This is a genomic window from Geobacter hydrogenophilus, assembly GCF_018501225.1.
GTDB lineage: Bacteria > Desulfobacterota > Desulfuromonadia > Geobacterales > Geobacteraceae > Geobacter > Geobacter hydrogenophilus.
Genome location: NZ_JAHCZI010000001.1, coordinates 360,849 through 375,739, shown reverse-complemented (window position 1 = coordinate 375,739; position 14,891 = coordinate 360,849). Strand labels below are relative to the sequence as shown.

General features: G+C 64.4%; 7 protein-coding genes. 6 read left to right on the top strand and 1 reads right to left on the bottom strand.

Annotated features, from left to right (window positions below; translation table 11 throughout):
* Positions 1-217: 217 nt before the first annotated feature.
* Positions 218-3,226, bottom strand: a complete 3,009-nt coding sequence (locus KI811_RS01630) for an FG-GAP repeat domain-containing protein (RefSeq protein ID WP_214184742.1) — start codon at positions 3,224-3,226, stop codon at positions 218-220.
* Between the two features lie 273 nt (positions 3,227-3,499).
* Here KI811_RS01630 and uvrA point away from each other — a divergent pair, with 273 nt between their 5' ends.
* The 6 genes from uvrA to KI811_RS01600 all read left to right on the top strand — a co-directional run bounded on the left by uvrA (position 3,500) and on the right by KI811_RS01600 (position 14,711).
* Positions 3,500-9,346: an excinuclease ABC subunit UvrA gene (uvrA, locus tag KI811_RS01625; RefSeq protein WP_425513817.1), complete on the top strand. Its 5,847-nt coding sequence runs from the start codon at positions 3,500-3,502 to the stop codon at positions 9,344-9,346.
* A gap of 57 nt (positions 9,347-9,403) precedes the next feature.
* Positions 9,404-9,778 carry a hypothetical protein gene (locus KI811_RS01620; protein ID WP_214184741.1) on the top strand — a complete coding sequence of 125 codons (375 nt, stop codon included), beginning with the start codon at positions 9,404-9,406 and terminating at the stop codon, positions 9,776-9,778.
* A 22-nt stretch (positions 9,779-9,800) separates the two neighbouring features.
* Complete coding sequence (locus KI811_RS01615; RefSeq protein WP_214184740.1) at positions 9,801-10,163, top strand: DUF2784 domain-containing protein; 363 nt, start codon at positions 9,801-9,803, stop codon at positions 10,161-10,163.
* 79 nt (positions 10,164-10,242) lie between these two features.
* A complete protein-coding gene (locus KI811_RS01610) occupies positions 10,243-11,310 on the top strand; it encodes an NADH:flavin oxidoreductase/NADH oxidase (protein WP_214184739.1) in 1,068 nt (355 codons plus the stop codon).
* 13 nt (positions 11,311-11,323) lie between these two features.
* Entirely contained in the window at positions 11,324-13,063 is a 1,740-nt protein-coding gene (locus KI811_RS01605) for a transporter substrate-binding domain-containing protein (protein WP_343213587.1), read from the top strand.
* A 241-nt stretch (positions 13,064-13,304) separates the two neighbouring features.
* On the top strand, positions 13,305-14,711 hold the full coding sequence (locus KI811_RS01600) for a sigma-54-dependent transcriptional regulator (RefSeq protein WP_214184737.1): 1,407 nt from the start codon (positions 13,305-13,307) through the stop codon (positions 14,709-14,711).
* The last annotated feature ends 180 nt before the right edge of the window (positions 14,712-14,891 follow it).

Here is a 14,891-nt window from a genome sequence, read left to right as displayed (position 1 = left end):
CATGGAAAGATGGGACTGTTTGGGGTAGGGCTTGAATAAATCCAGATGATGCCGACTCAGGGAAAAGCAACGGGCCGGTCCTCTCTGCGAGGGCCGGCCCTGAAGCTTACCCCCTTTGTCAAAGGTGGGCTTGATCATCGGCTATTTTTTATCATGTGCTACCCGCCAAGAAGATATCCTGGCGGGTTTTGCGCATTTTCAAACACTTCGCTTGACGTTATGGGGTCTGCTCAAAGTGGTACAGCCCCGCGTTGTCCCCTACAAAAACGTCCGCGCGGCCGTCTCTGTCCGTGTCCCTGATGACGAGATGATTGAAGAGCCCGAGGTTTGTCGCCAAGTTTGGGCTGGTCCATTTCAGGGTCTCGGTATTGCCTTCCATTATCTCCATCATGCCGCCGTGTGTGATCAGCCACTCGGGAGCGCCGTCACCGGTCAGGTCAACGGCCTGCAGTGCGTCAATCTGGGTGTTGCTGGAGGTGGGCACGGTTTTCTTTACCGCAAAAGTGACGCCGTCGATGACATCGATCTTTCCGTCTCCCCGGCCTACAAGGATTTCTGTGCTGCCATCGGTGACTTCAAGGGCAACGGCGGACTGGTTTCCGAGGAATTTGAGATTGTGCGTGACGCCGTCATAGACGACGAGTTGGTTGCCGAGGGCTGCAATGAGCTCTTGATTGCCGTCTCCGTCGATGTCGGCGACCTTGATGTCACGGACAGCTCCCCAGTAGGTTCCCAGGTCGACGCTCCGCCATTTTTCCTGCAGTGTTTTCCCATCGAAAACAATCAGGTATGTCCCCTGTGCCCCCGTGTGCTCTCTCCCCTGCCCGGCGATGATTTCCTTCTCGCCGTCATTGTCCACGTCGGCAATGGCCAGAGCCGTGAAGTAGTTGCCGCTGTACCTGGCGCTATCGTATTTGACGGCCCTGGTGACTCCGTTGTAGACCCGAATAAAGCCGTCGTAGAGGTTTGCGGTCGTGACCACGAACTCATTGTTTCCATCACCGTCGACGTCGCCGATCCGGACCGACCGTACTCCCATCCAGTCCATAAGCCCGAGCTTTTCCCGATACTCGAGGGTATGGGTCCTGGCGTCGAAAATGTGGATAATACCCTCTCCATAGCCGCTTTCGCTCTCGAAAGAGACCATGACGATCTCGTCATCGCCGTCGCCGTCCACATCGCCGACATCAAGGGCGCTCAACGGTCCGTCAACATGGATGCTCTGCCACTCAATGGTGCGCGTCTGCGGGTCGGCAATGTAAAGGTAGTCTGCACCGGACGAAGAACCGCCGGCACTCCATAGAACCTCCTTCGTCCCATCCTGATCGGTGTCTCCAAGGGCAAGCCCCTGCACTCCATGCTCAGGGTTGCTGATCGACCATTTCTCTTGTCGTGTTAACGCATCAATCGCGTAAACCTTGCCCCATTGTCCGTCGCCATACAGAATCTCGGGTTTGCCGTCGTCATCCGCATCGATAACAAGCAGGGCACTTATGTCCTGGGACGTGGGGATTTCCCACGACGGTGTTTTTGCGTCGGCATCGAACACGGTGACCTTGGACCAGGCTGCGGCGCCGACGATTTCCTCCATGCCATCACCGTCAAGATCCCCAAGGGCGACACGGCAGCCGAAGCCGTTGATGTATTCCCATTCGATGGTGTGTGAGGCGGCATCAATGACATATCCCTTCCCGCCATAAGATGAAGATGTCGTGACTATTTCTACTGATTGATCCGCATCTACGTTTCCGACTGCCAGGGAAGTGCTGCCACCCGTTGGCAGCGACCATTTCGACGCGCCGCTTTCGATGTCATAGACAAAGACGCCGGTGACGTTGGTCGTCACGACCTCCGGCTTCCCGTCACCGTCGACATCCTTGACAGCCATGTCCGTAAGTGTGCCGGCCGTGGAAAACTGTCGCAATTCATTGCACGTCGGGCCGTCGTATATCCTGATGGTGCCGTCGCTCAGCCCTACGATGACATCGCCTTTCCCATCATTGGTGACGTCAGCTACCCGCAGGCGAACGATCGGGGAGGAATAACTCGCGCTTCGCCAGACCTGCTCGTACGCCCCATTGGCGTTCTGCCGCAGAATGTACCACACCGAGGTGCTTCCTGCCCAAGCACTGGCGATGACTTCCGGCGTGCCGTCACCGTCAAGGTCGGTGACGTGGAGGCCGGCCTGACCGATGTTCGTTCCGAAAATGCCATATTGCCACTGTAGTTTCAGAAAATCGGGATCACTGGGGCCAGGCGCTGAGGAGGTAACCTGCACGGTGTCCGTGGTCGTCAGGTAACTTCCGTCTCCAACGGTCAGGCTGAGAACGTATGTGCCCGGCAGGGCGGCAATAAAGGATGGATTTGTGTTGAAAGAATTCTCCAGCGTTGGGCAGATGTTCTTCGGGCAGGACTGAAACGCCCATGCAAAGGTGAGAGGGTCCCCGTCCGTGTCATAGCTGGCGCTGCCGTCGAGGGTAACCATCGCTCCCGGAGGAACGCTCTGATCCGGTCCCGCATTCGCAACCGGTGCAATGTTCTGTCTTGCCTGTATCAGAAGGGTTTGAGGCACCCCAGTCGCATATTCGTTGGATACGGTGAGCTTGATTTCATAGGCCCCCGGAAGGTCTGGCGTGAAAACTGGGAAGGTTGTCAAAGCGCTCATGAGGGTGGCGGAGCTTCCCTGGGGTTGGGAAATCATTTCCCAGGCGTAGCTGAGGGAGAGCCCTGAAGGGTCATAACTTCCGCTGCCGTTGAGAGTGATCTGGTGGCCTACGATAACGTTTGAGGGGGCTGTGGGGATTGCCACCGGTGGATTCGATTTCGGAGAAGGAAGCACATGAACCACGACGATATCGCTCACATTCGTCTTTCCCTCGGTTACCCAGAGTTGAAGTTCATAATAACCCGGAAGCATGGTAACAAAAGTTGGATTTATCGAATGACGATCACTAAGGACTGCCTTGCTGCCGCCGGGCTTGTTGATGATTTTCCAGTCGTAACTTAGAGAATTCCCAGGAGTTGAAGGGGTGACTATTGGGTGTAATACCACCGGAATTCCTGCGAATGCCGTAACATCGTCCCCTGCATACACAGTCGGTATTCCTGGCGTGTAGACAGCGGCCGCCGACTGGGCCGGATATGACGGTTGCTTCATATTGGCCTGAAGAGCCATGGGTGTCGCAGTCACAAACAAAATCAATAGCAGAAGAATGAGTCGATTCATCATGCCCCCTAAAGCACCGTGTTGAAGATGAGTGGTCTGGATTATCCTGTCATCAAGCGCTGATCGAATGTTGTCGACAAAAAAGTCAGGTTTTTGAATTCAAAAATATACGCACACTTTAAAAGACTGTAAATTAAAAATTTCATGTAATTCGAGATAAGGTTCAGGCTTTCGCGCGGAAGGGACAAGGGATTGACGATGAGCTACAGTGAACTGAACGGTCTCGCAATCGGTTAGATGGGAGTTGCTCTGCACCTATCGCGCGGCGCCCTGATGCCTGCTATACTTCCCCCCATGGCCCACGATACCATTTCCATCAGAAACGCCCGTCAGAACAACCTCAAGAACCTCGATCTCGACCTTCCCCTCGGCGAGTTGATCGTCGTCACCGGTGTCTCCGGCTCGGGAAAGTCGTCCCTCGCCTTCGATACGGTCTATGCCGAGGGGCAGCGCCGCTACGTGGAGACCTTCTCCCCCTATGCCCGCCAGTTTCTGGAGCGGATGGACCGCCCGGCCGTGGACCGGATCGACGGCATCCCGCCGGCCATTGCCATCGACCAGACCAACCCGGTCCGCACCTCCCGCTCCACCGTGGGGACCATGACGGAGCTGAACGACCACCTGAAGCTCCTCTTTGCCCGGGCCGCGCGGCTTTTCTGCCGCGGCTGCGGCCGGCCGGTGCGGCGCGACACGCCGGAGAGCATTGTCGATGAGCTGTTGGCGCGGGACCCTCACCCGGCCTCCGGCCACCCTCTCCCGGAGGGCGAGGGTAACGATGGCTCCCTCTCCCCGAGGGAGAGGGGCGGGGTGACGGGGAAAGAGGCGATGCCCCTCCTCGTTACCTTCCCGGTGCCGGTGCCGGCCAACTTCTCCGCCGACGAGGTAAAGGGGTTCCTGGCCGGCCAGGGGTACACCCGCATCCACCGGGAGGAGGACGGCATCCTGGAGGTGATCCAGGACCGGACGCGGCTTAAGCCGGAGAACCGCTCCCGCCTCGCGGAGGGGATGGAGGCGGCACTCCGCGTCGGCCACGGGCGGGTGCTCGTCTACCCCCTCGGCGATGACGGGACGCCGGGGGAGCCGTGGCGGTTCTCCAGCGATCTCCACTGCCCCGACTGCGACATCTCCTACCACGACCCGGCGCCCCACCTCTTCTCCTTCAACTCGCCGGTGGGGGCGTGCCCCACCTGCCGGGGGTTCGGGCGGGTCATCGGCATCGACCACGGCCTGGTGATCCCCGATGAGTCGAAGAGCCTGGCCGGCGGCGCGGTGAAGCCGTGGCAGACCGAGAGCTACCGGGAGTGTCAGGACGACATGATGACCTTCGCGGCCAAGCGGGGCATTCCGGTGAACGTGCCGTGGCGGGAGCTGACGGCGGAGCAGCGCCACTGGGTGATCGAGGGGGAGGGCTCCTGGGAGGACGGGCTCTGGTACGGGGTGCGCCGCTTCTTCGACTGGCTCGAAACCAAGAGCTACAAGATGCACATCCGGGTCCTCCTCTCCAAGTACCGGGCCTACACCATCTGCCCCGCCTGCGTGGGGGCGCGCTTGAGCCCCGATGCGCTCCTCTGGCGGCTCGGGACCAGGGAGGAGGCCGACCGGGTGCTCCCGCCGGAGGAGCGCTTCCGCCCCGAGGGGGTTGAGCTTGCCGACGATCTTATCCGCACCCTTCCCGGCCTCACCATCCACGATGTCATGCTCCTCCCCCTGGACCGCTGCGCCGGGTTTTTCGGCGCCCTGGCGCTCCCGCCCCCCCTGGATGAGGCGGCGGAATTGCTCCTGCGGGAGATCCGCGCCCGCCTCGGCTACCTGGGGGAGGTGGGGCTTGGCTATCTGACCTTGGACCGCCAGTCCCGGACCCTTTCGGGCGGCGAGGTCCAGCGGATCAACCTGACCACGGCCCTGGGCACCTCCCTCGTGAACACCCTCTTCGTGCTAGACGAGCCCTCCATCGGTCTCCACCCCCGGGACATGGGGCGGGTGATCGGCGTGCTGCGGCAGTTGCGGGACGCGGGGAACACGCTGCTGGTGGTGGAGCACGACCCCCAGGTGATGCTCGCCGCCGACCGGATTCTCGATATGGGTCCCGGCCCCGGCGAACGGGGGGGAGAGGTGGTCTTCTTCGGGACGCCGGGGGAGCTGGTGCGGGAGCGGATGTCGCTCACGGCTCAGTATCTGGCGGGAGAGAAGAAGGTTGCCCTTCACCCGGCCTCCGGCCACCCTCTCCCAAAGGGCGAGGGTAAAGATGTCTCCCTCTCCCCCGGGGAGAGGGACGGGGTGAGGGGAAATGGGGGATACCTGGAAATCCTCGGCGCCGCCGCCCACAACCTCACGGGGATCGATGTTCGCATCCCCCTCGGCCGGCTCGTCTGCATCACCGGCGTCTCCGGCTCCGGCAAGTCGACCCTGATCCAGGACGTCCTCCACCGGGGGCTCCTGAAGCTGAAGGGGAAGCCGACGGAGCCGGCGGGCGCCCATGCTGCCATCAAAGGGGCGGAGCTGATCGGCGACGTCGTATTGGTGGACCAGTCCCCCATCGGCAAGACGACCCGCTCCAACCCGGCCAGCTATGTGGGGGCCTTCGACGCCATCCGCAAGCTCTTCGCCGCCGAGCCCCTGGCCAAGGAGCGGGGGTACACCACCGGCACCTTCAGCTTCAACGCCGGCACCGGCCGCTGCCCCGCCTGCGGCGGCAACGGCTTCGAGCACGTGGAGATGCAGTTCCTCTCCGACGTCTACATCCGCTGCTCCGACTGCGACGGCCGCCGCTACCGCCCCGAGGTGCTGGAGGTGCAACTCGTGCCGGCCGGGGAGGGGCGCCCCGTCTCCATCGCCGACGTGCTGGAGATGACCGTGACCGAGGCGGTGGCCTTCTTCGCCGGCCATCGCGAGGTGCTTCGGGGGTTGGAACCCCTGGAGGCGGTGGGGCTCGGCTACCTCCGCCTCGGTCAGCCGGTGCCGACCCTTTCCGGCGGCGAGGCCCAGCGGCTGAAGCTGGCGGGCCATCTGGCCGAGGTGAGGGGGCGGAAGCGCACGGGGGCAGGGAACCTTTTCCTCTTTGACGAGCCGACCACCGGCCTCCACTTCGAGGATATCGCCCGGCTCCTGGCCGCCTTCCAGCGGCTTTTGGAGGCGGGTGACTCCCTGGTGGTGATCGAGCACAACCTGGATGTGATCGCCGCCGCCGAATGGCTCATCGACCTGGGGCCCGAGGGTGGCGATGCCGGCGGGAGGGTGGTCTGCGTCGGCACCCCGGCAGAGGTGATGGGATGCCGGGAGAGCCACACCGGCCGGGCCCTGCTGGAGTACGGGGAAGAGTTGGCCGCGCTCGTGAGGGAGTCGGCCCAGGGGGTGGCGGAGGCGCTCCCCGCCGTGGTCCCGGACCGCGCCATCCGCATCGTCCACGCCCGGGAGCACAACCTGAAGAACGTCACCATCGCCGTCCCCCGGGACCGGTTCACGGTCATCACCGGCATCTCGGGGAGCGGCAAGTCCACCGTGGCCTTCGACATCCTCTTCGCCGAGGGGCAGCGGCGCTACCTGGAATCCCTCAACGCCTACGCCCGCCAGTTCGTCCAGCCCGCGGCCCGCCCCGACGTGGACGCGGTCCTCGGCATCCCCCCCACGGTGGCCATCGAGCAGCGGACGAGCCGCGGTGGGCGCAAGAGCACCGTGGCGACCCTGACGGAGATCTACCACTTCCTCCGGCTCCTCTTCGTGAAGCTCGGGGTCCAGCACTGCCCCGACTGCGGCATCCCCATCACCCCCCAGACGCCGGACGCCATTGTGGCGCGACTCCTGCGTGATTTGCGGGGGAAGCGGGTGGTGCTCCTGGCGCCCCTTGTCACGGCCCGGAAGGGGTACTACACCGATCTGGCCAAATGGGCCGCGGGGAAGGGGTTTGCCAGCCTCCGGGTGGACGGCGTCATGACCCCCGTGGAGCCGTGGCCCCGGCTCGACCGCTTCAGGGAGCACGACATCGACCTCCCCGTGGGTGAGATCACGGTGGCGGCGAAGGGAGAGGGGGAGCTGCGGGAGCTTCTCGACCGGGCACTGGCCTTCGGCAAGGGGGTGGTGCGGATGGCGGTGGAGCAAGGCAGTTCGGCAAATTCGATTTCGGACGTATACCAAGGCGGCGAGGAGGGGGCGACGCAGGCGTACCCTGAGGTACGTCGAGGAGACACCGACGAAGGCAACGCCGGTAGACGTTCGAAGGCGGATTTGCTCTATTCAACGCTTCGCGCCTGTACCTCCTGCGGTCAAAGCTTCCCCGAGCCCGACCCGCGGCTTTTCTCCTACAACTCCCGCCACGGCTGGTGCCCCCGCTGCTTCGGCACGGGGCTGGAGATCCCCGGCTTCGACGCGGAGCAGACCGGCGAGGAGATCTGGTGGAACGAGTGGTTCGAGGGGGAGGAACGGACCTGCTCCGCCTGCCATGGCGCCCGGCTCAATCCCGAGGCCCTGGCCGTCCGCTTCCGTGACCGGAACATCGCGGAGCTGACAGCCCTCACCGTGACCCAGGCGGCGGCGTTCGTCGGCGACCTGGGGCTGGAGGGGCGGGAGGCGGCCATCGCCCGGGATATCGTGGCCGAGATCGGGACGAGGCTCGCCTTCCTGGGCGAGGTGGGGCTCGGTTACCTGTCGCTCGACCGGGCGGCCCCGACCCTCTCCGGCGGCGAGGCCCAGCGGATCAGGCTGGCGGCCCAGCTCGGCTCCAACCTGCGGGGGGTCTGCTACATCCTCGACGAGCCCACCATCGGCCTCCACCCCCGGGACAACCGGATGCTCCTCGACACCCTGCGGAAGCTGGAGGGGAAGGGGAACACCATCGTGGTGGTGGAGCACGACGAGGAGACCATCCGGCGGGCCGAGCACGTCATCGACCTGGGCCCCGGCGCCGGCGTGAACGGCGGCCTGGTGGTGGCCGAGGGAACCCTGGAGCAGGTCATGGCGGCCCCGGACTCCCTCACGGGGCGCTACCTGGCGGAGCCCCTGCGCCATCCCCTGGTGGAGCGGCGACCTGCCCCGGCCCCGGAGGAGCCGTCCATCCAGGTGCTGGGGGCTGCCCTCCACAACCTGCAGGAGATCGATATTGCTTTCCCGCTCCGGCGGCTCGTCTGCGTCACCGGCGTCTCGGGGAGCGGCAAGAGCACCCTGGTGCGTAACGTCCTGCATGCCTCACTCCAAGGGCTCCTGGCCCATGGCAGGGGAGCCCACCCCGTGACAGGGTGCCGGGAGATCCGGGGATGGGAGGAGCTCGCCCGGGTGCTGGAGGTGGACCAAACCCCCATCGGCAAGACCCCGCGATCGTGCCCCGCCACCTACGTGGGGTTCTGGGACGCCATCCGCAAGCTCTACGCCGGCACCACCGAGGCCCGGCTGCGGGGGTACGGCCCGAGCCGCTTCTCCTTCAACGTGAAGGGGGGACGGTGCGACGAGTGCGAGGGGCAGGGGGTGAAGACCATCGAGATGAGCTTCCTCCCCGACGTGAAGGTGGCGTGCGAGGTCTGCGGGGGGCTGCGCTTCAACGCCGAGACCCTCATGGTCCGCCACCGGGGGAAGTCCATCGGCGATCTCCTGGCCATGAGCGTGGACGAGGCGGTGGAGTTCTTCGCCGCCCACCGGACCATCCTCCATCCGCTCCAGCTCCTGCAGGCCGTGGGGCTCGGCTATCTCACCCTGGGGCAGCAGAGCCCCACCCTCTCGGGGGGGGAGGCCCAGCGGATCAAGCTCGTCACCGAACTGGCCAAGGCGAAGCCGGTGAAGGAAGGGCTCCGCGTCCCGCGCACCGCACCCCATTCCCTGTATATCCTCGACGAGCCCACCATCGGCCTCCACATGGCCGACGTGGAAAAGCTGGTCCGGGTCCTCCACCGGCTGGTGGCGGCGGGGAACTCGGTCATCGTCATCGAGCACAACCTGGATGTCATCGCCGAGGCCGACTGGCTCATGGACCTGGGGCCGGAAGGGGGCGACGGCGGCGGGAAGATCGTGGCCCGGGGGACGCCGGAGGAGGTGGCGCGCATGGGGGATGTGTCCCACACGGGGCGCATACTTGGTGAGTTCCTGCGTGAGAGGGCGATCAAAGCGAACAAGAGAGTGATTTCTCCCTTGAAGTGACAGGGAGGGGTGTTGTAGGTTGTTCCGGAATTAAAATTAAATTAAGGGAGGGCTGGGATGCCAATCACAAAGGGGAAAGTATTCGGCGGGATAGCCGGAATAGTGGTGCTGGTGCTGGTGGCGATTGCCGGATACACATGGTTTTCTCTTACCTGGACCTATTCCACGGGGGAGCGCGCCGGATACGTTCAGAAGTTCTCGAAAAAGGGATGGGTATTCAAGACCTGGGAAGGTGAGTTGCAGATGCTCCCGGTGCCCGGTGCCATCCCTGAAAAGTTCCTGTTCAGCGTGAGGGATGATGCCATTGCCCAACAGATCAACGGGGCCGTTGGGAAGAAGGTTGTTCTCCACTATGGGCAGCACAAGTGGGTCCCCTCGACGATATTCGCGGAAACCGAATACTTCGTGGAAGAGGTGAAGGTGCTGGAGTAGCAGTGAGCGTGCCGGAGGCGTGATGGGGTATTCGCGCCTTGCCGATGCGGTGGTCCTCGTCCACGGCCTGTTTGTCCTCTTCGTGGTGCTGGGCGGGCTTGTGGTGCTTCGGTGGCCGCGGCTGGCATGGCTCCATGTCCCGGCGGCTCTCTGGGGGGCCTTCATCGAGTTGAGCGGCAAGGTCTGCCCCCTGACCTATCTGGAGGTCCGCTTCCGGCACCTGGCTGGCGAGACGGGCTACACGGAGAGCTTCATCGAGCACTACCTCGTTCCCCTCATCTACCCGCCAGGGCTCACGCGGGGATGGCAGATAGCCGTGGGGCTTCTGGTGGCGGCGTTGAACCTGGCGGTTTACGGGGTGCTCCTCCGGCGCCGCAGGCGCTAGCTGTCCCGTCTTCCATTCCTTTACTACCCCCTCCCGTCTGATACACTCTTCCTGAACACCACGAATGGAGGAGATCCCCATGAGTGCCCTCTTTACCCCCTTGACCCTGCGATCGGTCACCTTCCGCAACCGCATCTTCGTCTCCCCCATGTGCCAGTATTCGAGCCTTGACGGGATGCCCACCGACTGGCACCTGGTCCACCTGGGGAGCCGGGCCGTGGGGGGGGCGGGGCTCGTGATGGTGGAGGCGACGGCGGTGAGTCCCGAGGGGCGCATAAGCCCCGACGACAGCGGCATCTGGGACGACCGGCATGTGGAGGGGTTTGCCCCCATCACCCGCTTCATCGCCGAGCAGGGGGCGGTTCCCGGCATCCAGCTCGCCCATGCCGGCCGCAAGGCCTCCACCGATCTCCCCTGGCGCGGCGGGCTCCCCCTGGGGCCAGAGGCCCGGGGGTGGCAGCCGGTGGCTCCGAGCCCCCGTCCCTTCGCGGCTGATTATACCGTTCCTCGGGAGCTGATGGTGGAGGAGATGGACAATGTGGTCCGGCAGTTCCGAGAGGGGGCCCGGCGGGCGCTGGCCGCCGGTTTCCGGGTGGTGGAGATTCACATGGCCCACGGCTATCTCCTCCACGAGTTCCTCTCCCCCCTCTCGAACCGGCGGACGGACGATTTCGGCGGAAGCCTGGAGAACCGGATCCGCCTTCCCCTGAGGGTGGCCCGGGCGGTGCGGGAAGTATGGCCTGCCGATCTCCCCCTGTTCGTGCGGATCTCGGCCACTGACTGGATCGAAGGGGGGTGGGACCTGGGGCAGTCGGTGGTCCTCGCCCGGAAGCTGAGAGAGGCCGGCGTCGACTTTATCGACTGCTCGGCCGGTTTCCTCACCCCCGACGCCGTCATCCCCTTCGGCCCCGGCTACCAGACCCCCTTTGCCACCGCCATCCGGCGCGAGGCCGGAATCCCCACGGGGACCGTCGGTTTCATCACCGACCCGGCCCAGGCGGAGCAGATCGTGGCCACGGGGCTTGCCGATGCGGTTCTCCTGGCTCGCGAGATGCTCCGGGATCCCTACTGGCCCCTCCACGCGGCCCGTTCCCTTGGGGTCAACGTTCCCTGGCCTCCCCAGTATGAGCGGGCGAAACTCCCCTGACGGAAAGAGGCCCGTGTCCTGCCATGAATCCATAAAACTCTCGTATGGCGAGGGGGGAAGGCTGCTGCTGCGGTTTCTTGCGGCAGTCGTCCTCTCCCTCTTCTGTGTCGCCCCTCTTCCGGCGGCCCCTGATGTCCCTGGCCGGGACCGGACCATCGTCGTTGGCGGCGACCGGGACTATCCCCCGTACGAATTCATCGACCAGAGCGGCAAGCCCGCCGGCTACAACGTGGATCTGACCCGGGCCATCGCCGAGATCATGGGGATGAAGGTGGAGTTCCGGCTCGGGGCCTGGGCGGAGATGCTCTCGGACTTGAAGAGCGGCCGCGTCGACGTGCTCCAGGGGATTTCCTGGTCCGAGAAGCGGGCGAAGCAGATCGATTTCACCCCGCCCCATACCATTGTCTACCACGCCATCTTCGCCCGGCGCGACTCGCCGCCGGCCAGCTCCCTTGATGAACTGCGCGGGAAAAAGGTGGCGCTCCACCGGGACGGGATCATGCATGAGTACCTGGCGGAGCGGGGGTATGGGAAGGATCTGGTCCTGACCCCGCCCCCTGCCGACGCCCTCCGGCTCCTGGCCGCCGGGGGGTGCGACTACGCGGTGGTTGCCATGGTGCCGGGGATGTACATCATCCGGGAGAACCGGCTCACGAATCTCGTCCCCGTGGCCCGGAGCATCGCGGCCCAGCGCTACGGCTATGCGGTGCGGCAGGGGGATGCGGAGCTTCTGGCCCGGTTCAGCGAGGGGCTCGCCATCCTCAAGAAGACCGGCCAGTACGACGCGATCCATGCCAAGTGGCTGGGGGTTCTGGAGCCCCAGCCGATGCGGTGGCGGGACACAATCAAGTATATTGCGGTGGTGGTGGTTCCGCTCCTTCTCATCCTCGGCGGCACGGTTCTCTGGTCCCATTCGCTCCGCCGGCAGGTGGCCCAGCGGACCGAGTCCCTCTCCCGTGCCCTGGAGGAGGTGCAGCTGAACCAGCAGCAGCTGGTCCAGGCCGACAAGATGGCGGCCCTCGGCATCCTGGTCTCCGGGGTGGCCCACGAGATCAACAACCCTACGGGGCTGATTCTTCTGGATGTTCCAATTCTGCGCAAGATTTACAATGATGCGGCCCCCATCCTGGAGGAGCGCTTTCGGGAGGAGGGGGATTTCACCCTCGGCGGTCTCCGTTACTCCCGGGTCCGGCAGGAGGTGCCCCGGCTCATGGACGAGATGCAGGACGGGGCCAAGCGGATCAAGCGGATCGTGGAGGACCTGAAGGATTTTGCGCGGCGGGACGACGTGGGGGGGAAGGAGTTCGATCTCAACGGCGTGGCCCAGGCGGCGGTGCGGCTGGTGGATACCTCGCTGCGCAAAGCCACGACCCGCTTCACGGCCCGCTACGCGCCGGACTTGCCCCAAGTGTTGGCTAATACCCAGCGGATCGAGCAGGTGGTGGTGAACCTGGTCCTCAACGCCTGCCAGGCCCTGCCCGACCCGTCGCGGGGGATCGAGCTGGAAACATCCCTGGACGCGGAAGGGGGGAGGGTGATTCTCCAAGTCCGGGACGAGGGGAGCGGCATCGCGCCGGAAAACCTCTCCCGTTTGACCGACCCCTTCTTTACCACCAAGCGGGAGAGCGGCGGCACCGGCCTGGGGCTCTCGGTCTCCGCCGGCATCGTCAAGGAGCACGGGGGTACCCTTTCCTTCGACTCGACCCTTGGCAAGGGGACGACGGTTACGCTTTCTTTGCCGGTTGTTTCCTGATTCGTTTTGTGCTGTCAGTGGCGGTCGGGGGGCGGAGGGCCCGCTCCGAAAAGAGTCCAAGCGTCGCCGGTTGGTTTTCACGTCACCTGATCTGCCGTTTCTGACGCTTTCCCTCCGGATAACTGCCGGTGCTTTTTTGCGGGGACTCTTTTCTCCGCGAGCCCTCCGCCCCCCTCCCGGAGACCTCGGTGGCAGGGGAGCTGAAGAACAAAAACAACTTCAATGAGGAGTTCGTTTGATTATGACTGAAAACCGCTACCCCGCCTTCGGCATCCTCCTGGTGGACGACGAGCCGGCCTGGCTCCGTTCCCTCTCCCTGACCCTGGAGTCGTCCGCCGGCATCACCAATACCAACCTCTGCCAGGATAGCCGCGAGGTGATGGGACTTCTGGACGGCGGCGGCATCGGGCTGGTGCTCCTGGACCTCACCATGCCCCATCTGTCGGGGGAGGAGATTCTAAAGGAAATCAACGAGCGCCACCCGGAGGTGGCGGTCATCGTCATCAGCGGGCTGAATCAGGTGGAGACGGCGGTCCACTGCATGAAGCTCGGGGCCTTCGACTACTTCGTCAAGACCGACGAGGAGGACCGGCTCATCGGAGGGGTGCTCCGGGCGGTGCGGATGCTGGAGTTGCAGCGGGAGAACCGGGAGATGTCGAGCCGGCTCGTCTCCGGCGGGCTGCGGCACCCGGAGGCCTTTGCCGGCATCGTCACCGGCGACCGATCCATGCTTGCCCTCTTCGCCTACATCGAGGCGGTGGCCACGAGCCCCCAGCCCCTCCTCATCACCGGCGAGAGCGGGGTGGGGAAGGAGCTCCTGGCCAAGGCCGCCCACACCCTGAGCGGCTGCAAGGGACAGCTCGTGGCGGTGAACGTGGCCGGGCTGGACGACACGGTCTTTGCCGACACCCTCTTCGGCCACGTGCGGGGCGCCTTTACCGGCGCCGAGACGGTGCGGCGCGGCATGGTGGAGGAGGCGGCCAACGGCACCCTCTTTCTGGACGAGATCGGCGACCTCGGCATTCCTTCCCAGGTGAAGCTCCTGCGGCTCCTCCAGGAGGGTGAGTACTTCCCCCTGGGGAGCGACCAGCCCCGGCGCCTCCGGGCGCGGATTATCGTTGCCACCCACCAGAACCTTTCGGCCAAGGAGGGGACGGGTACCTTCCGCCGCGACCTCTACTACCGGCTTCGGACCCACCAGGTGCAGGTCCCGCCGCTGCGGGAGCGTAAGGGGGACATCCCGCTCCTCCTGGACCATTTCCTGACCGAGGCGGCACGCACCCTGGGGAAGAAAAAGCCGACCCCGCCGCCGGGGCTCGCCCAGCTCCTGTCCACCTACGGCTTTCCGGGGAACGTGCGGGAGCTGAAGGCCATGATCTTCGACGCGGTCAGCGTCCACCGGGACCGGATGCTCTCCATGGAGGGCTTCGTCAGGGCCATCGGCACCGCGGAAGAGCCCGTCAGCACACCGCCCCCGACCCTGAACCCCTTCGCCGGTTTCGAAAGGCTCCCCACCTTCACCGACGCCGCCGAGTTTCTCGTGGAAGAGGCCCTCAACCGGGCCGGCGGCAACCAGACCCTCGCGGCACGGCTCCTCGGCATCTCCCAGCCCGCCCTCTCCAAACGGCTCAAGATGATGCGGAAGTAAACCCCCATAACCGGAGGTTATAACCATAACATTCGGTTATACTTGATGGCAACCATCCGAAACTACTACGCAATTGCGTGCAACGCCCTTGCTGTCCATAACTGGCGGTTATGGATGTTCATCGGCGGTGAGCTGTTGCACTGTTGTATTTCGTGAATAAAATCAGAAAGATACAAGAAA